The following is a 22649-nucleotide window of genomic DNA, read 5'->3' on the forward strand; positions in this document are numbered from 1 at the left end:
AGGTTTAGCCTTCAAACTCCATGTCATCTCCGCCGCCATTGTCACTACCACGTCTAGAATTTTCACGTTTACTTAGTTGCTGATTAAACCTGTAAATTAATGATAGGTTTACTTGACGTTGTCTCCATTGGAATTCAGAATAGCGTTCAAAAAATTCTGTAGTGGTTGTAGATTGACGTTTTCTAGAGTTCAGTAAGTCTCTAACATTTGCAGAAACGGTAAGGCTATTGTTTTTTATTTTAACCTCCTTACTGAAGGCTAAATCAATAGATAATACACCGTCTGTGTCAGACTGAGCATCTTGTACAGCTCCTCTATAAGAAGCGTTAGTTTGCCAATCTATTTCCCATGGTAATGATATTTTTGAGCTAAATCGTGCAAACCAACTTGTATTTTTAGCACTATAATCTATATCGTTAAATTCTCCTTCAGTATCAAACTGAAAGAAATTAAAACTTGAATTTAGTCGTAACCATTTATTTGGGGTGTATAAAAAACCTAATTCTGCACCCGTACGTTTATTTGTTGAAAGGTTAATTGGTATGGTTCTAATAATGTCTATGCCATCAGAAGTTTGTAGTCCTGTATTTTCCTCAACACGCTCAAAAGAATCAGTTTCATGTTGGTAATATACAGAGGTAGTTAATGTAAATTTATCCCAACGTTTTAAATACCCTAAATCAAATGTACTAGAGTAAGCTGGATCTAAATCAGGGTTTCCTTGAAATATACTAGTTCTACTAGATCGGCTTGGGAATGGATTAATATACCAACCACGAGGACGATTTATTCTTCTATTAAAACCAACGGTAATACTTTCTTCGCTGTCAGATTCAGAACCGTTTATGTTGTATATTAGGTTTACGGTTGGGAAAAGTCCGAGGTAATTCTTGTCAAAATCTGCATTAAACGCTTCTTCTGTAAACTCTGAAGCGATACTTCCTTTAAGCTGTGTATGCTCTAATCTCAATCCTAATAAAAAGGAAAACTCACCAAATTTAGTGCCGTATTGACTGTAAAGTGCGTTGACATTTTCATCATAATCGAAAATATTACTAACATCATCATTAACTTCTAAATTACCGTTATCTAAGTTTTCTTGATCTAAGCGGTAATCAGTAATTTCATTCTCAAAATTTCCTCTATATCCTGCTTCAAATCTAGCATTTTCACCTAAAGGTAAAACATAATCTGCCTGAAATAAAAATTCTTTTTTATCCTCTGTTGTAAATTCTTGTTCTCTTTGAAATGGCTCTGGATTGGTTTGGTCGCTGAAAAGATAATCTTCATTTAGATTGGTAAAGCCTTCTTCGTTATCATTTTCATATTGAAAATCAACTGTTAATTTATGATCGCTATCATCTGAAAAACGCTTAACGTAATTCAATGCAATTTGATAACTATTGTCTTCTTCGGTTTCTTTTTCTCTTCTAAGGGTTTCTTCAACAATGGTATTGTTATTAAAGCGTTCACTAGAGTTTAATGAAATGTCTGCATCACTACCAAGTCTATAAAATAAACTACCCGTTATAGAAGAAGACTCGTCAATAAAATACTCCATACCAATATTAGCGTTGTAATTTCGATTTAAGCGTTCTACTTCCTGATCCTCTACAATTCTACGATATTCAGGGGTGATGGTTTGGCCTTCTTCAATTCTATCAAAATAAGTGACATCACTATAGCTAGTTCTTGGAGCATCAAAATAGCGCCATCCAAAATTTGAAAATAAATTGTACTTTTCTGTTCGGTAGTTTAATGCAGCAGATAAACCAACGTTATCTGGATTACCAGCCGTTAAATTAATAGAACCGTTGAAGCCTAATGTTTCTTTTTGTCTTAGTATAATATTTAAAATTCCAGCCGTACCTTCTGCATCGTACCTTGCAGATGGAGAGGTGATTACCTCTACACGTTCAATAGCTTCTGCAGGTAACTGACTTAATACATTACTATCACCAAAACCTGCCATTGCAGAAGGTTTACCGTTAATTAGTATACGTACATTTTCGTTTCCTCTTAAGCTTATAGCGCCTTCTACATCTACAGCAACAGAAGGTACATTGTTTAAAGCATCACTAACGGTTCCGCCTGCAGTGGTTAAATCTTGCCCGATGTTATATACTTTTTTATCTAATTTTATTTCTACTGTGGTACGTTCTGCAACGACCATAACTTCATTTAAAGTGGAAACATCTAAGGCTAGATTGATAACGCCTAAATTAGTGTCTTTTGAGATTTTTTGTTCAGGGAAGTGCTTCGTGGTGTAAGAAATATATTCCACGGATATCATATAAGCTCCTGCGGGAACTTCTACTTCAAAATTTCCTTTGGTATCTGTAACGCCACCAGTAACAACTCTATCATTTTCTTTAGTTTTAACAACTACTGTAGCATATTCAAGAGGAATATTAGTGTCTTCTTCTAAAACAGTACCTTTTATTTTTACGTCGTTTTGAGCATGAGAAAAAGAAAGGCAAAAGATTAATAATAAAAGCGTTGTAATAGCGGGTAATTTCATCACAATAAATTAAGGGTTAGTTTATAGTTTGTTAGTGATGCAAAAATACCTTTAGTTTAGCTCAAATTGGTTAATCTTTTGTTAAAGCAATTTGTTAAAAAAGCATAAAGTTTTTGGGGCTAATGAGAGGTTTTAGTCTTTATTTCGCTTTTTATTTTTACGTTTTTCTTTCCTCTTTTTAACGACTTCTTTTTCGTCAAATTTGCCTTTAATCATGTCGTCAATTTTAGACATATCATCTTCAGAGATAAGCTCTTTTAAATCATTAAAATGGGTGTCTTCTAAATGTTTAATGGCTTGTTGTCTTTCGAGTTGATGTTCAAACCTTGTTTCTAGAACGGCTATTTTTTCATCAAAAAAACTCATTATATTTTGTTTAATAATGTGTTTTTGAAACTCATCGCCTTCTAAAGTGGTTAAGAAATTATCAACATATTCTTCTTTGCGTTCTTCCATTTCTCGTTCCCGTTTTAAGATTTCTTCCTCCGTAGGTTCGGAATTAGTTTGTGGAATACGATTCATGTTGGTTTGCCTTCGCTGTGCATGAATATTTAGTCCTAAAAACAGAGCGAAAACGATTAAAATTATCTTTTTCATGTGATTATTTTTTTATGTTATATAATTTCTGAGATTAATTCTGATGGTCTGCCTATAACGGCTTTGCTATCATTAACAACAATAGGGCGTTCTATTAATTTAGGATTTGAAACCATTGCTGCAATGATTTCTTTATCCGAAAGCGTTTTTCCTTTAAAATCCGATTTCCAAATTGCTTCATTTTTTCGTACGAGATCTAAAGGTTTAATACCTAATTTTGAAATTATGACTTCAAGTTCTGAGGCTGATAATTTATCCTCAAGATATTTTACGGTTTCAAACGTTTTTCCAGAGGCTTCTAAAATAGCAAGCCCTTGTCTCGATTTTGAACATCTAGGATTGTGGTATATTTTTATCATTATATGCTGAATTTACTGGTGCTTAATTTTTCCCCGTGAAATCTATCTTGAAAATTTGGGGAAATTGTTGTTATGCTTTTTTTATCGCAATCACTATGCCTAATTTTCTTCTAACTTCTAACTTCTAACTTCTAACTTCTAACTTCTAACTTCTAACTTCTAACTTCTAAATCGTATCTTCTTTCTGTCCCATCATCATTAAATAGGCTTTTAAAAAGGGTTCTATATCGCCATCCATCACCGCATCTACATTTCCAGTTTCGTGCGCCGAACGTACATCTTTAACTAACTTATAAGGATGCATCACATAATTTCTGATTTGACTTCCCCATTCAATTTTCATTTTTCCTGCTTCAATATCATCACGTTGTGCCATTTGCTTTTGAAGTTCAATTTCATACAACTGAGACTTTAACATTTGCATGGCTCTTGTGCGGTTGTCGTGTTGCGAACGTGTTTCTGAACACTGAATTTGAATGCCGGTAGGTTTGTGTAACAACTGAACTTTAGTTTCTACTTTATTAACATTTTGGCCACCTGCGCCACTAGATCGTGCAGTAGTAATCTCAATATCCGAAGGGTTTATTGCTATTTCAATACTATCATCTACCAATGGATAAACATATACCGAAGCAAAACTAGTGTGGCGTTTAGCATTACTGTCAAAGGGAGAAATACGTACTAAACGATGGACGCCATTTTCACCTTTAAGCCAGCCAAAAGCAAAATCGCCTTCAATTTCTAAAGTCACGGTTTTAATACCAGCAACATCACCATCTTGAAGATTCAGTTCTTTAACTTTATAACCACTCTTTTCAGCAAACATTAAATACATACGCATTAACATACTTGCCCAATCGCAAGATTCTGTGCCACCAGCACCAGCTGTAATTTGTAAAACGGCACTTAAACTATCGCCTTCTTCGGAGAGCATGTTTTTAAACTCTAACTTTTCAATGGCATTGACAGCGGCTTCATAGCGTGCTTCAACATTTTCCATTGGCGCTTCGTCTTCTTTGTAGAATTCATAGATAACTTCTAAGTCTTCATAAAGGGATTTGGCATCGTTAAAATCATTGACCCAGCTTTTTTTCTCTCGAATGGATTTCATAACCAATTCGGCTGCTTTAGAGTCATTCCAGAAATTAGGGTCGAAAGTTTGCTCTTCTTCGTTTGCGATTTCTATGAGCTTGGCATCTAAGTCAAAGATATTGTCTAAGTACGTCTAGACGGGAATTAAGATCTTTTATTTGATCTGATGTAATCATAAATATTTAATTTTTACAAATATATGGTGTGCATTTAAAGTGCCATAATTTTGAGTCGGTTTTTTGGAATTTGTGTAGTTTTATGTTTTAAAATTTGAAGCGTGATATTTAAATATTACTAATTTGCCCAAATCTTAATTTGAAGTAAAAACTAATGTTGATTCGTGAAAATCGTGTCAAAAAAATAAGATTCCCGCTTTCTCGGGAAAATCATATGATAATAGATTTAAGAAGTGATACCGTAACCAAGCCATCTAAAGCTATGTTAGATGCCATGTTATCGGCACAAGTTGGTGACGATGTGTTTAGAGAAGACCCAACCGTAAATACTTTAGAAGAACGTTTGGCAAAACTATTTGGTAAGCAGAAGGCTTTGTTTTTTCCTTCGGGTAGTATGGCTAATCAAGTGGCAATTAAATTACATACCAATCCTGGTGAACAGGTGATTTGTGATAAATACGCGCACATTTATAATTATGAAGTTGGAGGAGTGGCGTTTCATAGTGGTGCATCTTGCAAACTTCTAGACGGGCATCGCGGTATGTTTACCGCAGCACAAGTGAAAGAAGCGATTAGTCCTTCGGAATATTATTATAGTCAAACAAGTTTGGTTGAAGTTGAAAACACAACGAATAAAGGAGGAGGCGCTTGTTGGGATTTTGGTGAAATTGAAAAGATAAAAGAGGTTTGTAAGACCAATAATTTGGGGTTTCATTTAGATGGTGCACGTCTCTGGAATGCAATGGTAGCCAAAAATGAAACCACTCAGCAATACGGACAGGCCTTTGATACCATTTCAGTGTGCTTAAGCAAAGGGTTGGGATGTCCTGTTGGTTCGGTGTTAATTGGTAATGAGGATATAATGAAGCAATCGCTTAGCTTAAGAAAGTTGTTTGGAGGCAATATGCGCCAAGTTGGATATTTAGCAGCAGCTGGTTTATATGCTTTAGATCATAATATTGAACGCTTAGCAGAAGACCATCAAAGAGCGAAAGAAATAGGAGCGGTGTTAGCAAGTTTAAACACCATTAAAAAAGTAGAACCTATTGAAACCAACATCGTTATTTTTGAGTTGAATGATGCGGTAGATGAAGCTGAATTTCTAAATAAATTGAAAGAAAAGCAGATTCACATTATAGGCATGGGAAGCCATAAATTACGTATGGTAACACATTTAGATTATACAGCACAAATGCATGAGCAGCTTATAGAAATCCTTAAGAGGTTTTAATATTGTTGTAATATTAATGTGTACCTCTTAAGGGAAATTGCAAAATCCAATCTAACTAAATGTAAATGAAGTAAATACGTTTTTATTTAAACATATCCATACCAGGAATATTTGGCATCCCTTCTTTAGCAACAGCAGCAACTTCAGCTTCATGTACGTTAGTCGCTTTTTCTATGGCTTTATTCAAAGTAAGGATTAAATAATCTTCAAGCATATCTTTATCTTTAAGTAGCTCGTCATCAATATCGATAGATTTAATCGTTCTATTAGCTGTGATGGTTACTTTAAGTTTATTATCGTTACTTACTTCGTCAATTAATACGGTATGTAAGCGCTCTTTAGTGTCTTCAACTTTTTTCTGAGCTTCTTTTAATTTGCCCATCATTCCCATCATATCTCCAAACATATTTATCAGTTTTAAATTATTAAGCCACAAAATTACTAAATTGCAACACTTTTTAGACTAAAAATTTTCATAAAACAAATAAAACTGAGAACCCCGTTTTTAGGGGAAAGTTGCTGAACTGTTAAAACGGGTTCACTGCAAGTAAATACAGCATAAAATGACAAAAAATTTGCCTATAAATCCACCGATAGCCAAAAAAATACCACATCAATTAGAAATACATGGCGATGTTAGAATTGATAATTATTTCTGGATGAAAGACCGAGAACATCCCGAAGTTATCGACTACCTCAATGCTGAAAATAGTTATTGTGATACTGAAATGGCGCATACAAAAGCTTTTCAGAAGGATTTATTTGAAGAAATGAAAGCAAGAATCAAAGAAGATGATTCATCAGTACCTTATAAATATAACGGGTATTGGTACATTACACGGTTCGAAAAAGGAAAGGATTACCCCATTTATACCCGTAAAAAAGAGGCTTTAGATCAACCTGAAGAATTGCTTTTTGATTGTAATGAAATGGCTAAAGGTGAAAGTTATTTCAAATTGTCAGGGATTAGTATTAGTCCAGATAATAAATTGGTTTCTTATGGTATTGACACTACAGGACGACGTAATTATACCATTCACGTCAAAAATTTAGAAACTAACCAAGTAGCTTTAGATCGGGTTTTAAATACAACAGGATCGTCAAGTTGGGCTAATGATAATGCCTCTCTGTTTTATACCAAAAAGGATGATGTTACTTTAAGAGCTTATCAAATTTATAAACATCGATTAAGCGACAATACCGAAGATGAACTTGTGTTTGAAGAAGGTGATGATACCTTTGGCGTTGCGGTTTATAAATCTAAATCTAGAAAATATATCATCATTGCCTGTTACAGTACCCTAACTAATGAATATCATATATTAGATGCTAATAATCCTGAAGGCCAATTTAAAGTGTTTCAGCCAAGAATTAGAGGTTTAGAATATAGTATTTCGCATTACGACAAGTATTTTTATATCCTTACTAATAAAGATAAGGCGACTAATTTTAAGTTAATGAAAACGCTTGAAACAGAAACAGCTATAGACAACTGGAAAGAAGTTATTGCGCATAGAAATGATGTTTTAATAGAGGGTATCGATATATTTAAAGACTATTTAGTTGTTAGTGAACGAAAAAATGGCTTAAATGAGATTAGGGTAATGCGTTGGGACGGCAGCGAAGATTACTATTTGCCTTTTGATAATGAAACGTACACGTGTTATACCAGTATTAATGTAGAATTTGACACCGAAATATTGCGTTATGGTTATAACGCACTTACCACACCAACATCGGTAATTGATTTTAATATGCGTACTAAAACTAAAATAGTTTTAAAAGAGCAAGAAGTTTTAGATAAGAATTTTGATAAAGATAACTACATATCCGAACGTATTTGGGCAACAGCAGATGATGGTACAAAAATCCCAATGTCTTTGGTGTACAAAAAAGGAATCAAAAAAGATGGTACCAATCCGTTATTACAATATGCTTATGGGAGTTATGGCTCTACGGTAGATCCTTATTTTTCAACCATTCGCTTAAGTTTATTAGACCGTGGATTTATCTACGTTATTACACATATAAGAGGCGGTGAATATTTGGGGCGCGAGTGGTATGAAGACGGAAAACTATTACATAAAAAAAATACCTTTTCAGATTATATAGCCTGTTCGGTACATTTAATAAAAGAACGTTATACCTCATCGCAACATTTGTATGCTATGGGGGGTAGTGCAGGAGGTTTATTAATGGGAGCCATAGTTAATGCAGCACCCGAATTATATAATGGCGTTATTGCAGCGGTTCCGTTTGTAGATGTTATAACCACTATGTTAGACGATTCAATTCCGCTAACAACAGGAGAATATGACGAATGGGGAAACCCAAATGATAAATTGTATTACGATTATATAAAGTCTTATTCCCCTTACGATAATGTAGAAGAAAAAGCCTATCCTAATATGCTAATAACCACCGGGCTTCACGATTCGCAAGTTCAGTATTGGGAACCTGCAAAATGGATAGCCAAACTAAGAGCATTAAAAACAGACGCTAATAAACTTTATTTAAAGACGAATATGGATGCTGGTCATGGGGGAGCTTCTGGCCGTTTTGAAAGCTTAAAAGAAGACGCTGAAGAGTTCGCATTTCTGTTTGATTTGGAAGGAATCTCTAGCTAATTCAAAAAAAAATGTTACTTTTGCGAGGTTTTAGGTGTCTAATAATTTTAATAGGTTACTGAAAAATATTTTTTATGAAGCAAAACAAGAATGTATTTGATAATGTACTTCAACTAATAGGAAATACACCACTTATCAAATTAAACAGAATGGCTGCTGATTTTGATGGCGAATTTTACGCAAAGGTTGAAGCGTTTAATCCTGGTCATTCTTCAAAAGACAGAATTGCATTACATATAATAGAAGAAGCAGAGCGTCAAGGTATTTTAACGCCTGGTGACACTATTATAGAAACAACATCTGGTAATACAGGTTTTAGTATTGCAATGGTGAGCATCATAAAAGGGTACGAATGTATTTTGGCTGTAAGTTCTAAGTCTTCACCAGATAAAATAGACATGCTAAAGTCAATGGGAGCAAAAGTTTATGTTTGCCCTGCACACGTTAAAGCAGATGACCCTCGTTCGTATTATGAAGTTGCAAAACGCTTACACGAAGAAAATAAAGGATCTATTTATATTAATCAATATTTCAATCAATTAAATATTGATGCACATTATAATACCACAGGACCAGAGATTTGGGAGCAAACCAGTGGAGAAATCACACACTTAATTGCTTGTAGTGGTACTGGAGGTACAATTTCAGGAATTTCTAAATATTTAAAAGAGCAAAACTCAAACGTTAAAGTGATTGGTGTAGATGCTTACGGATCCGTATTACAAAAATACCATGAAACACGTGAGTTTGATGATAAAGAGATTTATCCATACCGAATTGAAGGTTTAGGGAAAAATTTAATTCCTTCAGCCACAGATTTTGATGCTATAGACAAATTTGTAAAAGTTACAGATGAAGAAAGTGCACATACTGCAAGAGAAATTTCTAATACAGAAGGACTTTTTGTTGGTTATACAAGTGGTGCTGCTATGCAAGCTATAAAACAATTACAAGAAGAAGGCGAGTTTAAGTCTTCAGACAAAATTGTTGTTATTTTTCCTGATCATGGGTCACGTTATATGAGTAAAGTTTATAACGATAAATGGATGGAAGATCAAGGCTTTTTTGACAGTAAAACGGAAGTACAAGCTACTATTGAACATATAAAATAATACACAAAACATAATGTAATACCTATCATACATAACTTGTGATGGGTTTTTTCATTTAAAACTTGGTTAATAGTTATTATGAGGTCATAAGATTATTACCTAGTTTTGCACATACTAACTAGATTGAATTAACAATTATTAAAAGTTTGTCTATGGGCTTAACACATAGAAAAGCGATTAATAGCAAAGAACGCGCATGAAGGATTTATTTGAAAAGATTTATAGAGATAAGGGACCGCTAGGAAAATGGGCCGCTCAGGCAGAAGGTTATTTTGTTTTTCCAAAACTTGAAGGTCAGATTTCTAATAGGATGAAATTTCAAGGCAAAGATGTAGTCACATGGAGTATCAATGATTATTTAGGCTTGGCAAATCATCCAGAAGTAAGAAAAGTTGATGCAGAAGCAGCTGCCGCTTATGGTTCTGCTTACCCTATGGGAGCACGTATGATGTCTGGTCATACAGATTTACACGAACAATTACAAAATGAATTAGCAGCTTTTGTTAAAAAAGAAGCCGCTTATTTATTAAACTTTGGGTATCAAGGTATGGTATCTACTATAGATGCTTTAGTAGCCAAAGATGACATTATTGTATATGATGTAGATTCACATGCTTGTATTATTGATGGTGTGCGTTTACATATGGGAAAACGTTTTACCTATAAGCATAACGATATTGAAAGTTTAGAAAAAAACCTTGAACGTGCTACAAAAATGGCCGAGCAAACTGGTGGAGGAATTCTTGTAATTTCTGAAGGTGTGTTTGGAATGCGTGGTGAGCAAGGACGTTTAAAAGAAATTGTGGCACTTAAGGAAAAATACAACTTTAGATTTTTCGTTGATGATGCACACGGTTTTGGTACTTTAGGAGCTACAGGTGCTGGAGCAGGTGAGGAGCAAGGTGTTCAAGATGATATAGATGTTTATTTTGCAACTTTTGCTAAGTCTATGGCAAGTACAGGGGCATTTATAGCAGCAGATAAAGAGATTATAGATTATTTAAAATATAACTTACGTTCACAGATGTTTGCTAAATCGTTACAAATGCAACTTGTTGTTGGGGCATTAAAACGTTTAGATATGTTGCGTACAATGCCAGAGTTAAAGCAGAACCTTTGGACTGTAGTAAATGCTTTACAATCAGGTTTAAAAGAGCGTGGCTTTGATATTGGGACCACACAAAGTTGTGTAACACCTGTATATTTAAAAGGAAGTATCCCAGAAGCCATGGCTTTAGTAAGGGATTTACGTGAGAATTACGGTATCTTTTGTTCAATTGTTGTTTATCCTGTGATACCAAAAGGACTAATTTTACTTAGAATGATTCCGACGGCGACCCATAATTTAGAGGATGTAAAAGAAACTCTAGATGCTTTTGATGCTATTAGAGATCGTTTAGTAAACGGTACCTACAAAAGAATGTCGGCAGCTTTAATTGCTGAAATGGGAGAATAATTTTCTTTCATTCTCAATACAAAAAAACGATTATCATATTTTATAATGATAATCGTTTTTTTTGTTTGTTAAACTGGGTAAATAATACTGTTGTTACAAATCCTTAACGAAAGTTTTACGTCTGGCATAAACAATAGGGTCAAAGTGTTTCCAGATTTGCTTTATGGCTAAATTATCTTCAAGCTCAGGAGTTCTATAACATCTTTCTATGCCTTTTGCTTTAAAGGTTTCATAGTACTCGTTAAATATTACAGCATGAATGCCCTTGTTTTGATATTCAGGAAGAATACCAATTAAGTAAAAAATAACTTCCTTGCTGTTGCGTTTTGCTTTGAGAATATGCGTAAATCCTAAGGGAAATAATTTTCCATTCGCCTTTTGCAATGCTTCAGCAAATCTTGGCATTACAATAGCAAAGCCTATAAGTTTATTGTCTTTGTCAACAACAAATTTGATGTATTCTGGGTTGATAAAACTTATGAATTTCTTTTTAAAATATTCTTTTTGAATATCAGTAATTTCAACAAAGGAAGATAGCGAAGCGTAGCTTTCATTAAATAAGTCAAACATGCGATCAACATATGGCATTACCTCTTCGGTCTTTGTAAACTTTAAAGCTCTAATGCTGTAGCGACGTTTGATGAGTTCTTGTGCTTTTTTAAAGAATTCGGGCTTTACGTTTTCAAATGGAAAGCTGCTTTCGGCATATTCCTTTTCAATTTGATAACCACGACTTTTATAGTGATTAACGTAATAAGGATGATTGTACCAAGTAATCATTGTTGCTAAGTGATCATAACCTTCGGTCATAACACCAACTTTATCGAGGTTAGAGAATCCAACCGGACCCTCTGCATAACTGAGTTGATTTTCTCTTCCGATGTTTTCAATCGTATCAAACAACGCGGAACTAACTGCTAGGTCATCAATAAAATCAAACCAGCCAAAGCGCATTTTTTTAATGCCTTTTTTGTCAACTTCTAACCAATTGATAATCGCTGCAATTCTACCTACAATTTCTCCTGACTTATACGCTAAGAAAAAACGAGCCTCTGCATCGTTAAAAATAGGATTTTTGTCCTTGTTAAAAGTTTCTAATTCTTGTTTTATTATTGGAGGAACCCAATATTCAGATCCTTTATATAATTTAAAAGGAAATTGGACAAACGCTTTTAAGTCTTTTTTAGACTTGGCTTCTTTAATTGTTATCATACAGTGCGCAAATCTATAATTTAAGACTCAAATTCCGTTGCTTTTTTATTCTTATTTCTTCTAGCTTTGCGTTTGCCTTGATCTTTAGCCGAATTTCCATTATCAATTTTTTTGTCTTTATGAAAATCTAAGCGGTATGAAGCGCCAAAAGCAATATTAAATATAGAAGGCGTATCTTTTGTATTAAAAGCAATATTTGCGTCTAATTGAAAATCTTTAGTCCAGAGATAAGCACCTCCAAATCTAAAAATGTTATCTGCATAAAAATCACTTTTTATACCTTGGGTTTCTCCAAATATTACCCACTGTGGTGTAAAGGAATGGGTAAGCGTAAGTACATATTGAAAATCAGTCTGATCAGTACCAATTCTATCCATTATTAGATTCATCACAAAAACCCAACCACCATTAAAGTTGTTTTGTGTGGCAACCATGACTTTAGGACTAAAACCTTGAATACCTGTAGCAGTATAAGGATTATCATCGGTATCTAAATTTGCACCTGCGTAAAGTGAAACTGCTGGTATTAATGATTTCCAGCTAAATTTGTTGTTCGCATGGTAACTATATAGATTTGGTTTTTCATCACCTGCATTTTTATAGGGGTCGTAAATTAAATATTTAGCACCTAAAGTAAAGTTTTTAAAATTAGAGCGTTTTATATCATCTGGAATAGCTCCGTTGGTGTTTAGTGTTTGGGTATCATTTTGATAAATACCGTCTAGAGATAATTCTAATTGCTCAAAAAATAAGCCGTAACGTAAGCCAAAATCGAGTCCAAAACCTGAAACATCATAATTGGCGAGTGCATGTTCTTCTTTAACAGAGAACGCACCTGCTTCAAACTGTACAACACCTGTTCCTACGGAGAACGCACTTTTTGAAACGCCTGGACGGTTAGAGTTGATCACTTCAGTATACTGAGCAGAAGCAAAATTAAAGGAAATTAAAATAAGTAAAACAAGTGTGGATTTGAGTATTTGCATTAGGTATCGGTTTAACGAACTTTTCAGGTTTTATTAGGGGTTATATTTAATCAATAGAGAAAAGTTCAAATTCAAATATAGATATTTTATAGTTTTTTTAAGGAATAATAACGGATTATAAATGTGTATAATTGTATTTTTGGTGATTATATTATGTTTATCATGGGATTACTGAGAACAATTTTAATTATTTTATTAATTTACTTTGGCTTTAAGATTTTATCACGTCTTTTTGCCCCTTTATTAATGCGGTTTGTTGCTAAAAAAGCAGAAGAAAAATTTGGGGAACAATTTGGAGGTTTTCCCAATCAGAATCAACAAAGACAGCAACAAAAAGAGAAAGAAGGAGAAACGGTTATTGATAAAATGCCCAATAAAAACAAATCTTCTAATGAGAAAGTAGGAGAATATATCGATTACGAAGAAATTGACGAATAGATTTCTTCTTCTTTTTATGCTATATGAAAGGCCATAAAACATAATGTCTCAAAAAAAATAACTACTTTTCAGAATCATTCAACTTAAAGTATTTTCATGTCATTTTCCATTAAACGTTTACTACCACATCTCTTAGTTTTAATAGGGTTTGTGGTTTTGTCATTAGCCTATTTTAGTCCTGTTTTAGAAGGCAAGAAAATCAACCAAAGTGATATTATGCATTACATTGGTATGGCAGAACAGCAAAAAGAATTTGCTGAAACTACAGGTGAAGAAACGTATTGGACCAATAGTGCATTTGGCGGTATGCCAACCTATCAGTTGGGGGCAAAATATCCACACAATTACATAAAGCAACTCGATTTAACCTTACGTTTTTTACCGCGGCCTGCAGATTATCTTTTCTTATATTTTATTGGATTTTATATTTTATTACTGTCTTTAAAAGTCGATTTTAAACTCGCAGCTTTAGGCGCATTAGCGTTTGGATTTTCCACCTATCTCATTATTATTCTTGGGGTTGGTCATAACTCTAAAGCACATGCCATTGCTTACATGCCAATGGTTTTGGCGGGAATTGTGCTCACATTTAGAAAAAAATATATTTGCGGATTTTTGTTAACGGCTGTTGCGGCTGGCTTGCAACTTGTTGCCAATCATCCGCAAATGAGTTATTATCTATTCCTCTTAATTTTAGTATTAGGGTTGGCCTATCTCGTTGATGCCTACAAGAAAAAAGTATGGCCTCATTTTTTTAAATCTGTAGGTTTATTAGTTGTTGCGGCTATAATTGCAATTGGTTTAAACGCCACAAGTTTAATGGCGACACAAGAATATGTAAAGGAGAGTACACGTGGCAAAAGTGAGTTAACTATAAATACCGATGGCTCACCAAAAGAGGTGACCTCTGGCTTAAGTAGAGATTATATAACAGAATATAGTTACGGTCTTTTAGAAACCTTCAACCTTTATATTCCGAAGTTTATGGGAGGAGGCAACTATGAAGATGTTGGTAAAGATTCTGAAACCTATAAAGCTTATATCAATTTAGGAGCTTCGCCAATTGATGCTTTAAATGCTTCACGAAATGCACCAATGTATTGGGGTGACCAACCTATTGTTGAAGCACCAGCTTATGTTGGCGCTGTAATCATTTTTCTATTTGTATTAGGCTTGTTTTTAGTTAAAGGTCGATTGAAATGGTGGCTCGTTGGTGGAACATTGTTGTCATGGGTATTATCATTAGGTAAAAATTGGTTTTTTGTTGAAAACCCTCAACCAGATAGTAATCCTATTACGAATTTCTTCATTGACTTTATTCCATTATACGATAAGTTTAGAGCGGTAAGTTCTATTCAAGTATTATTAGAATTATGTGTTCCGGTATTAGGTGTTTTTGCTTTGGTACGTTTGTTTAATGACTTTCAGAAGGATGAAGAGAAGTTAAAAGCTCTAAAATATACGGTAGGAATCACAGGAGGTTTAGCGCTACTATTTTTACTCTTTAAATCTACATTATTCGATTTTGAAGGCCTTAGAGATGACCAATATATTGAAGCTTATGGACAACCATTTATTGATGCAATAATTGAAGACCGTAAATCTTTAATGACAGCAGACACACTAAGAACTCTAATATTAGTTTTACTTTCAGCAGGAACGATTTTTCTATTCTTAAAGAAGAAGATATCAGAAAATATAGTGGTGGTTGTTTTTGCAGTATTGATACTTTTCGATTTGGTTGTTGTAGATAAAAAATATGTTAATAATGATAATTTTATTTCAGCTGTAAAAGTTGATAAACCCTACCAGCCGAATCAAGCCGACAGAGAAATCTTAAAAGATAAAGGCCATTTTAGAGTCATGGATATGTCTTCAGAAGGGCAACAGAAACCAGCAAAAGCGGCTTATTTTCATAATTCTTTAATGGGGTATAGTGCCGCTAAATTAGGCCGTGTGAATGAGTTGTTAGATTTTCATGTGTACAAAAACAACATGAATGTGCTCAATATGCTTAACACTAAATATATCATTGCAGAAGAACAAAATACCGTTTTTCCTTACACTAATACAGATGCTAATGGTAATGCATGGTTTGTGTCTCAGTTAAACGTTGTTGCTAATGCCAATGAGGAAATAATGGCATTAGATAGTCTAAACACAAAAACTACTGCCGTTTTAGATAATGAATTTCAAACGACTCATAATTTAAAAACAAATTATCAAGTTGATTCTACGGCCACGATTCAGTTAAAGGAATTTCAACCCAATTATTTAAAATACGAATCTCATAACAGCAATGATGGTTTAGCGGTCTTCTCAGAAATTTATTATAATCATGGTTGGAATGCCTATATAGATAATGAATTGGTGCCTCATTTTAGAGTGAATTATGTATTGAGAGCATTAGAATTACCAAAAGGAAATCATACGATTGAATTTAAGTTTGAACCACAAGTTGTAGAAACCGGAAGTAAAATTGCTTTGGCGAGTTCGGCTATTTTGGGAATTTTGCTACTATTAGGTGTTTTCTATACTTTTAAAAAGAAGGACGACTGATTGTTATTCCTGTTTTAACAGGAATCCATAATCTACAAATAACAAGTAGATTCCTGTTTTCGCAGGAATGACAGAAATGAGCAAAACAAAAACACTCATAATAACTTATTATTGGCCACCAGCAGGCGGTCCAGGCGTGCAACGTTGGTTGAAATTCGTGAAGTACTTACCTGAATTTGGCGTTGAACCTATTGTGTATTGCCCTGAAAACCCAAACTATCCTATTAGAGATGAAAGTTTGGTTAATGAAATACCGGAACAACTAACCTTATTAAAACAGCCAATCCGAGAACCTTATGGATTGGCGAGTGTATTTTCAAAAGGAAAATCTAAAAAGATAAGTTCTGGCGTTATTCCAAAAGCTAAAAAACAATCGCTGATTGAGAAAGCGATGCTTTACATTAGAGGCAATTATTTTATTCCTGATGCACGAAAAAATTGGATAAAACCATCGGTTGAGTTCTTATTGGATTATATAAAAGAACATCAAATTGAAACCATTATTACCACAGGTCCACCACACAGTTTGCATCTCATTGGTTTACAATTAAAAGCCAGGTGTGGTGTAAAATGGTTAGCCGATTTTAGAGATCCTTGGACAACTATTGGCTATCACAAAGACTTAAAACTAACAGCAGCTTCAAAAGCAAAACATTTAGAATTAGAACAAGCTGTTTTAAATTCTGCAGATGAAATAATAGTTACAAGTCATCATACTAAAAACGAATTTCAGACTAAAACACAGCAACCCATCACTGTAATTACAAATGGTTACGATACGCATAACGTTAGGGTAGAAGGCAAGGACAAACAGTTTACCTTATCGCATATTGGGTCTTTATTGTCAGAAAGAAACCCTGTTGTTTTATGGGAAGTACTATCTGAGTTAATTCAAGAAAATAAAGCGTTTTCTGATGTTTTTAAACTACAACTCATAGGTGTAGTTAGTGACGATGTTATAGACTCTATTCATCACAATGGATTAAAAAATCATGTAGATGTTGTGGGCTATGTAAGTCATGATAAAGCGATACAATTTCAAATGAAATCGCAATTATTATTGCTTATTGAAATAGATTCTGAAGACACCAAAGCCATAATTGCAGGTAAAGTTTTTGAGTATTTAATTTCAGAAACTCCCATTTTAGCTTTAGGTCCAAAAGATGCTGATGTAGAACGAATTATAACATCTACGAATACAGGATGTTATTTTAACTATCAACAGAAAGCGGAATTAAAATCGCAACTTTTAAGCTATTTTGAAGCGTTTCAAAATAACGATTTAAAAGTAAACGCTATTGGTTTGCAGCCGTATAGTAGAAAAGCCTTGACAGAGAAATTGGCGAAATTAATTAAGCACATGCAATCGTAATAAAACGGATTGAATTTACTACAAGATTAAATCAGTGGCTGAGCGAAGTTGAAACCATATAGGGCTTATATCTAATTATTATTTTATTTAGAAACAAAACCTACAAGGTCACCAAGACCTTGCAGATTAAGGAACGTAATTTCCTTACTACATTTTGAAATTTGATGTTTTATAATTGTATTTTGCTTCGCTATGGGAATCGTATTAAACCAATCATTTAAAAACACTGTTACCACCTATTTTGGTTTTGGCCTTGGTGCTATTAATACCCTATTTCTCTATACTAATTTTTTAACGGACCAATACTATGGTTTAGTCGCCTTCTTACTATCTGCAGCTAATATTATGATGCCTTTTATGGCCTTTGGTGTTCACAATGCTATAGTAAAATTTTACTCTACATTTAAATCGAAAAATAGTATTAATAGTTTTTTAAGCTTGATGTTATTTTTACCATTTCTGTTTATAATACCTACTGTATTTGTAGGCTATTTTGCATATGATAGTCTTGTAAATTGGTTGTCTAACGAAAATGATATTGTAGAAAACTACGTTTGGCATATCCTTGTTCTGGCAGTTGCAATGGCATATTTTGAAATATTTTTCGCGTGGACTAAGGTACAAATGCAGACCGTTTTTGGGAATCTAATGAAAGAGATTTTCCATCGTGTTTGTATTATGATTTTACTTTTTGCTGTGTATTTTGAGATGTTAACGGTAGACCAGTTTATTATTGCATTAGTTGTGGTCTATGTCTTACGTATGTTGATTATGAAACTCTACGCGTTTTCCGTACGATTCCCAAAGTTGAAATTTCAAAAATTAGAGAATCAATTTTCGATTTTAAAATATGCAGGCCTTATGATTATTGCAGGCTCTGTAGCAATGCTCATTCTCGATATTGATAAATTTATGATTGGCCTTATGTTACCCGATATTGAACAAGTGGCCTATTACAGTGTAGCAATTTTTATCGCGACTGTTATTGCTGTTCCACAAAGGGCGATGCATCAAATTATGTTACCATTGACAGCTAAATATTTAAATGAAAATGATAAAGTTGCTTTAGAAGACCTTTATAAACGAAGTTCTGTGACGTTATTGGTGGTCAGTGGATTTATTTTTTTGCTTATTATTTTGAATATAAATCAACTTTATGAAATTCTTCCCGAGGAATTTACAGGTGGGCTTTTTGTGGTATTAATCGTGAGTTTGGCTAAGTTGTATGATAATAGTTTAGGAAATAACAATGCAATTTTATTTAATAGTGATTATTATAGAATGGTTTTATTTTTCGGGGTTCTGTTGGCTATTATGGCTATAGTTCTGAATGCTCTTTTTATTCCTGTTTACGGTATTGAAGGTTCTGCCTTTGCTACGTTTTTAGCTGTTTTTATTTACAATACCATCAAAATTATATTTGTAAAACGAAAATTTAATATGCTACCCTTTTCTAAGGCTTCAGTAAAAATTGTTGGTGTATTAAGTGCTTTACTATTTGTATTTTATTTTTGGGAATTTCCTTTTCATCCCATTGTGAATATTATTTTAAAATCTGGATTAATCGGTGTCATCTATGTTGTTCTGATTTATAAGCTACAAGTATCTGAAGATATTTCTAGTCAGATAAAAAAGTATTTAAAATTGAAGTAGAAAGAGATATTTCTGACCTTCTAAAATAAGAATGTCCCGTATTGTGCTTTGAGGCACACAACATACGGGACATCCAACCAACCATAAAAAAACTTTTATCCTCTTGATCGTCTTGTATTAGAACTTGTAGAGCTTTGGTTGTTCGCTCTACTAGCGCTAGATCTGCTTGATACAGACGATGAACTTCTGTTACTTTGTACAGCGGTACTTCTTTGTCTTGCGTTTTGCGAAGTCGAAGTTCTACTAGCTCTAGAAGACGTCGCAGTTGGCTGTCTTACCGAAGAACTTCTTGTTGTACTTCTATTAGACACAGCATTAGTTGTTCGGGTCACATTAGAATTATTATTTCTCGTAGCCGTTGTATTGCTACTTCTTACTGTTCTTGATGGTGTACTCACCCTAGTTGTAGAACGCGAAATTACGGTATTGTTGGTCCTACTAGTACTTGGTGTTGAAACTCTTGTTGTAGTACGCGTTGGTGTTGCTGCGTTATTTGATGCGCGACTAGTGCTTGTTCTTGTCGTGGTCGTCGTAGTAGTTCGTGTAGACCTAGTGCTAGCTATTGTAGCATTGTTTCGAGTGGCACGAGTTCTGATACTTCGTTCCGCACTGTTTCTTGGGGTTTGTGCATAGCTAGTAGTACGTCTTGTTGTGGTAGTACTTCTTCTAACTGCATAACCATTATCGCGTCTTCCAATATTATAATGTCTCACATTATTAGTATAAGGTCTATAATAAATATGTCTTACAGGAGTATAATATTGTCTGTATGGGTTTACATGAACTATAGCATAGTTTGCATGAGGTGCCGCATAAAAACGGTGCCATGGTCTGTACACATAACTTCTGTTATAAATATTTATAAATCCATCATATCTATAAAATACGTTATTTCTATAATATACATTTAGTCCTCCAACTTGGCTGATTCTACCAAAGCTATTATAGTTAATAAGAATATTACCTATTTGGTTTACACGTCCATAATAATCATAATAAATAGGCGTATTTTCGATTTGAATTATAGCACCATAACTATCATACTGTACGTAAGGATTGTAGTTGTAACCCGTGTTAAAACTTAACGAAAAACCAGGAGAATTAATGTTTACGTTTACATCTGGTCCATAATTTGGTATATAAAAATCAAATTGACCATCTGCAAAAACTGAAAACTCAATCCCAGCTTCATTAAATATGAAAGAATTACCATAACCTCTCGCATAGTTATTAATTGAAGCTTCTGCTTCTGTAGTTGTGCTAGTGTTTCCGAATGCAGTAGTGCTCATCGCGACAAATGCTGCAAGTATGTATAGTATCTGTTTCATAATAATTGGGTTTTAAAATTAAACTCGTTTAGTATAAAACAAACAACGTGCCAAAAAAATAACAATCTTGTAATCAGTACTTTAATTATTGTTATACATTACAACTTGTAACAATTTATAAATTCAGGCTTCTAATATTTATATAATATGAAATAAAATTGACTACTTTTAATCCCGACTAACACCTAACTATGAGCAACAACCAAGTGAATTGTAAAAATTGTGAGCAACCTTTTGATACTCAATTTAAATTCTGTCCGCATTGTGGCCAGAAAGTAAATGATGAATTAACCCTTGGTGTTTTATTCTATAACACTATTAATAATTACTTTTCGGTTGACGCTCGAATTTTTAAGAGTTTCATTCCATTAATGTTTAAGCCAGGTTTTCTAGCCAAAGAATTTATTAAAGGCAAGCGTTCATTATATATGCATCCTGCTCAGATGTATTTGTTTGTTACTATTTTGTTCTTTGCGTTATTTTCTTTTACAGCCAGTAATCAACGTGACATGGTTAATAATGAATTAAGAAAAACATTAAAATCAAATTATACTGTAGTTCCAGACACCATTGATTCAAAAAAAATAGATGCAGCCACACAATCTAGAGATTCTATTGAAAAAGCAACTATACGTGACGTATTAGAAAAAAACAAGAAATATACTGGGATGACGGATAGTCAAATTGACTCTATTGTTAAGCAAGATAATCTACTCAAACCAAAGGTAGATTTTGGGTTTAATGAAAAAGAAATAGATTCTTTAATTGAAGCTAATGCCAGTGATAAAGAAATTTATAAGAGGATGGGAGTTGATGAAAATCCAGGTTGGTTTATGACAAAACTGTATTCTCAACTTTTAAAGTTTTATAAAGCTAGAGATGGAGGTGATATACTTAAAACTTTTTATGATGCTATACCGATTGCCTTGTTCTTTTTGCTTCCCATATTTGCTTTAATATTAAAGTTATTATTTTTTTTAAGAGGAAGATATTCGCATCATTTAGTATTTAGTTTATACTATTTCTCATACTTATTTATGGTGTTAAGTTTAATTTTTGGGATTAATTTAATTTGGGATGTACCAGATTATATAGATTGGTTAATAGCGCTATCTACCAATTTGTATCTTTTTATAGCATTGAAAAAATTCTATAATCAAGGTTGGATTTTAAGCTTCTTAAAAAATGGAATAGCAACATTTACCTTCTTATCGATAATTATACCAACAGCAATAGTCTTTATAGGTTTTATCGCTTTTTTATTCTATTAATCATTTGTAGAACCTGCATGCCAAATAGGAATATTTAAAAATTCACTCAATATTTCGGCATCAACGATAATAGATTTTAAATTGCCATGATCAATCACATTTTTGCGTGACGCATCATTTAATACTAAATTGAGTTCAAAACTTTTGTAAGCGCTTTTACCACTTTTTATATGTTCACCTATAATTTGAATAGCGACGATAGATTTTAGTGGTATGTATTTTTTTGCAGTATCCTTTTTTATTTTGTGAATGTCTACTTGATAAGCTTTGTAATAAACGCCTAATTGCTTATCGAAAACACGTGGCATATAAAATAAATAAAACATTAATCCACCAGCGCTTGCGAAAATTAGTCCAAAAAGAATAAAAAACCATTCAATTGAATTTCTTTCAAAACTATGGTTAAATAGCGGATTAATACTAATAAAAATTATACCTAACCCGACAGCTAAAAAGATAAAACTAAACAGTGCCACGCCAATTGAAGGTTTATAAAGGAGTTTAGATTTTGATGCCTCAATAAGAACATTTGTTTTAAAACTTGAACCACCAGATTTTAAGGGTGAAGTTGAAACTTTAGATTTTATTGTGTCGTTGGTGTTAGTCCAATTTTCTTTAGTTTCAATAGCTTCTTTATGAAACCCTTTAGGTAACTCCAT

General features: G+C 33.5%; 18 protein-coding genes. 9 read left to right on the forward strand and 9 right to left on the reverse strand.

The window, feature by feature from the left end; all coding sequences use genetic code 11:
* Positions 1-4 precede the first annotated feature (4 nt).
* The 4 genes from HM982_RS12875 to prfB all read right to left on the reverse strand — a co-directional run bounded on the left by HM982_RS12875 (position 5) and on the right by prfB (position 4745).
* Positions 5-2521: an outer membrane beta-barrel family protein gene (locus HM982_RS12875; RefSeq protein WP_179353653.1), complete on the reverse strand. Its 2517-nt coding sequence runs from the start codon at positions 2519-2521 to the stop codon at positions 5-7.
* A 132-nt stretch (positions 2522-2653) separates the two neighbouring features.
* The gene (locus HM982_RS12880) at positions 2654-3118 is read right to left on the reverse strand and encodes a hypothetical protein (RefSeq protein ID WP_179353654.1); all 465 of its coding nucleotides are present in this window, start codon (positions 3116-3118) and stop codon (positions 2654-2656) included.
* A gap of 17 nt (positions 3119-3135) precedes the next feature.
* Positions 3136-3477 carry an arsenate reductase (glutaredoxin) gene (arsC, locus tag HM982_RS12885; RefSeq protein ID WP_179353655.1) on the reverse strand — a complete coding sequence of 114 codons (342 nt, stop codon included), beginning with the start codon at positions 3475-3477 and terminating at the stop codon, positions 3136-3138.
* Positions 3478-3643: 166 nt separating this feature from the next.
* A protein-coding gene (gene prfB, locus HM982_RS12890; protein ID WP_179353656.1) for a peptide chain release factor 2 occupies positions 3644-4745 on the reverse strand; the annotation gives its coding sequence in 2 pieces (ribosomal slippage) (positions 3644-4681 and positions 4683-4745; 1101 coding nt in all).
* A 214-nt stretch (positions 4746-4959) separates the two neighbouring features.
* On the opposite strand from prfB, the gene HM982_RS12895 reads away from it, so the two are divergent.
* Positions 4960-5976, forward strand: a complete 1017-nt coding sequence (locus tag HM982_RS12895) for a threonine aldolase family protein (protein ID WP_179353657.1) — start codon at positions 4960-4962, stop codon at positions 5974-5976.
* An 82-nt stretch (positions 5977-6058) separates the two neighbouring features.
* On the opposite strand, the gene HM982_RS12900 is transcribed toward HM982_RS12895, so the two are convergent.
* Positions 6059-6382 carry a YbaB/EbfC family nucleoid-associated protein gene (locus HM982_RS12900; protein ID WP_179353658.1) on the reverse strand — a complete coding sequence of 108 codons (324 nt, stop codon included), beginning with the start codon at positions 6380-6382 and terminating at the stop codon, positions 6059-6061.
* Positions 6383-6539: 157 nt separating this feature from the next.
* Between HM982_RS12900 and HM982_RS12905 the strand changes: the two genes are divergently transcribed.
* The 3 genes from HM982_RS12905 (at position 6540) to HM982_RS12915 (ending at position 11171) form a co-directional block, all read left to right on the forward strand.
* Positions 6540-8603 (forward strand): S9 family peptidase, encoded by a 2064-nt coding sequence (locus HM982_RS12905; RefSeq protein ID WP_179353659.1) that lies wholly within the window; start codon positions 6540-6542, stop codon positions 8601-8603.
* A gap of 74 nt (positions 8604-8677) precedes the next feature.
* Positions 8678-9715, forward strand: coding sequence for a PLP-dependent cysteine synthase family protein (locus tag HM982_RS12910; protein WP_179353660.1), 1038 nt, complete (start codon positions 8678-8680; stop codon positions 9713-9715).
* Positions 9716-9911: 196 nt separating this feature from the next.
* Positions 9912-11171, forward strand: a complete 1260-nt coding sequence (locus tag HM982_RS12915; protein ID WP_179353661.1) for an aminotransferase class I/II-fold pyridoxal phosphate-dependent enzyme — start codon at positions 9912-9914, stop codon at positions 11169-11171.
* 93 nt (positions 11172-11264) lie between these two features.
* Here HM982_RS12915 and HM982_RS12920 read toward each other — a convergent pair whose 3' ends face one another.
* Together HM982_RS12920 and HM982_RS12925 are read right to left on the reverse strand one after the other, a co-directional pair.
* Entirely contained in the window at positions 11265-12383 is a 1119-nt protein-coding gene (locus HM982_RS12920; RefSeq protein WP_179353662.1) for a GNAT family N-acetyltransferase, read from the reverse strand.
* Positions 12384-12403: 20 nt separating this feature from the next.
* Positions 12404-13369 carry a transporter gene (locus tag HM982_RS12925; RefSeq protein WP_179353663.1) on the reverse strand — a complete coding sequence of 322 codons (966 nt, stop codon included), beginning with the start codon at positions 13367-13369 and terminating at the stop codon, positions 12404-12406.
* A 162-nt stretch (positions 13370-13531) separates the two neighbouring features.
* On the opposite strand from HM982_RS12925, the gene HM982_RS12930 reads away from it, so the two are divergent.
* From HM982_RS12930 to HM982_RS12945, 4 genes are all read left to right on the forward strand, one after another.
* Positions 13532-13807, forward strand: a complete 276-nt coding sequence (locus HM982_RS12930; RefSeq protein ID WP_179353664.1) for a DUF4834 family protein — start codon at positions 13532-13534, stop codon at positions 13805-13807.
* A gap of 96 nt (positions 13808-13903) precedes the next feature.
* Positions 13904-16366, forward strand: a complete 2463-nt coding sequence (locus HM982_RS12935; RefSeq protein ID WP_179353665.1) for a YfhO family protein — start codon at positions 13904-13906, stop codon at positions 16364-16366.
* Between the two features lie 76 nt (positions 16367-16442).
* A complete protein-coding gene (locus HM982_RS12940; protein ID WP_179353666.1) occupies positions 16443-17738 on the forward strand; it encodes a glycosyltransferase in 1296 nt (431 codons plus the stop codon).
* Between the two features lie 192 nt (positions 17739-17930).
* Positions 17931-19391 (forward strand): oligosaccharide flippase family protein, encoded by a 1461-nt coding sequence (locus HM982_RS12945; protein ID WP_179353667.1) that lies wholly within the window; start codon positions 17931-17933, stop codon positions 19389-19391.
* Between the two features lie 95 nt (positions 19392-19486).
* Here HM982_RS12945 and HM982_RS12950 read toward each other — a convergent pair whose 3' ends face one another.
* Entirely contained in the window at positions 19487-20719 is a 1233-nt protein-coding gene (locus HM982_RS12950; protein WP_179353668.1) for a hypothetical protein, read from the reverse strand.
* Positions 20720-20910: 191 nt separating this feature from the next.
* Between HM982_RS12950 and HM982_RS12955 the strand changes: the two genes are divergently transcribed.
* Entirely contained in the window at positions 20911-21990 is a 1080-nt protein-coding gene (locus HM982_RS12955; protein WP_179353669.1) for a DUF3667 domain-containing protein, read from the forward strand.
* Here HM982_RS12955 and HM982_RS12960 read toward each other — a convergent pair.
* Complete coding sequence (locus tag HM982_RS12960; protein WP_179353670.1) at positions 21987-22649, reverse strand: hypothetical protein; 663 nt, start codon at positions 22647-22649, stop codon at positions 21987-21989. The genes HM982_RS12955 and HM982_RS12960 overlap by 4 nt on opposite strands.

The organism is Winogradskyella vidalii (assembly GCF_013403955.1).
Classification (GTDB): Bacteria; Bacteroidota; Bacteroidia; order Flavobacteriales; family Flavobacteriaceae; genus Winogradskyella; species Winogradskyella vidalii.

Bases quoted from the DNA above. Each gene is read 5' to 3' on its own strand.
- HM982_RS12960 (WP_179353670.1), bottom strand. From the start codon at position 22,649: ATGGAGTTACCTAAAGGGTTTCATAAAGAAGCTATTGAAACTAAAGAA.
- HM982_RS12930 (WP_179353664.1), top strand. From the start codon at position 13,532: ATGGGATTACTGAGAACAATTTTAATTATTTTATTAATTTACTTTGGC.
- HM982_RS12950 (WP_179353668.1), bottom strand. From the start codon at position 20,719: ATGAAACAGATACTATACATACTTGCAGCATTTGTCGCGATGAGCACT.
- HM982_RS12880 (WP_179353654.1), bottom strand. From the start codon at position 3,118: ATGAAAAAGATAATTTTAATCGTTTTCGCTCTGTTTTTAGGACTAAAT.
- arsC (WP_179353655.1), bottom strand. From the start codon at position 3,477: ATGATAAAAATATACCACAATCCTAGATGTTCAAAATCGAGACAAGGG.
- HM982_RS12895 (WP_179353657.1), top strand. From the start codon at position 4,960: ATGATAATAGATTTAAGAAGTGATACCGTAACCAAGCCATCTAAAGCT.
- HM982_RS12925 (WP_179353663.1), bottom strand. From the start codon at position 13,369: ATGCAAATACTCAAATCCACACTTGTTTTACTTATTTTAATTTCCTTT.
- HM982_RS12945 (WP_179353667.1), top strand. From the start codon at position 17,931: ATGGGAATCGTATTAAACCAATCATTTAAAAACACTGTTACCACCTAT.
- HM982_RS12875 (WP_179353653.1), bottom strand. From the start codon at position 2,521: ATGAAATTACCCGCTATTACAACGCTTTTATTATTAATCTTTTGCCTT.
- HM982_RS12920 (WP_179353662.1), bottom strand. From the start codon at position 12,383: ATGATAACAATTAAAGAAGCCAAGTCTAAAAAAGACTTAAAAGCGTTT.
- HM982_RS12910 (WP_179353660.1), top strand. From the start codon at position 8,678: ATGAAGCAAAACAAGAATGTATTTGATAATGTACTTCAACTAATAGGA.
- HM982_RS12940 (WP_179353666.1), top strand. From the start codon at position 16,443: ATGAGCAAAACAAAAACACTCATAATAACTTATTATTGGCCACCAGCA.
- HM982_RS12905 (WP_179353659.1), top strand. From the start codon at position 6,540: ATGACAAAAAATTTGCCTATAAATCCACCGATAGCCAAAAAAATACCA.
- HM982_RS12915 (WP_179353661.1), top strand. From the start codon at position 9,912: ATGAAGGATTTATTTGAAAAGATTTATAGAGATAAGGGACCGCTAGGA.
- HM982_RS12900 (WP_179353658.1), bottom strand. From the start codon at position 6,382: ATGTTTGGAGATATGATGGGAATGATGGGCAAATTAAAAGAAGCTCAG.
- HM982_RS12955 (WP_179353669.1), top strand. From the start codon at position 20,911: ATGAGCAACAACCAAGTGAATTGTAAAAATTGTGAGCAACCTTTTGAT.
- HM982_RS12935 (WP_179353665.1), top strand. From the start codon at position 13,904: ATGTCATTTTCCATTAAACGTTTACTACCACATCTCTTAGTTTTAATA.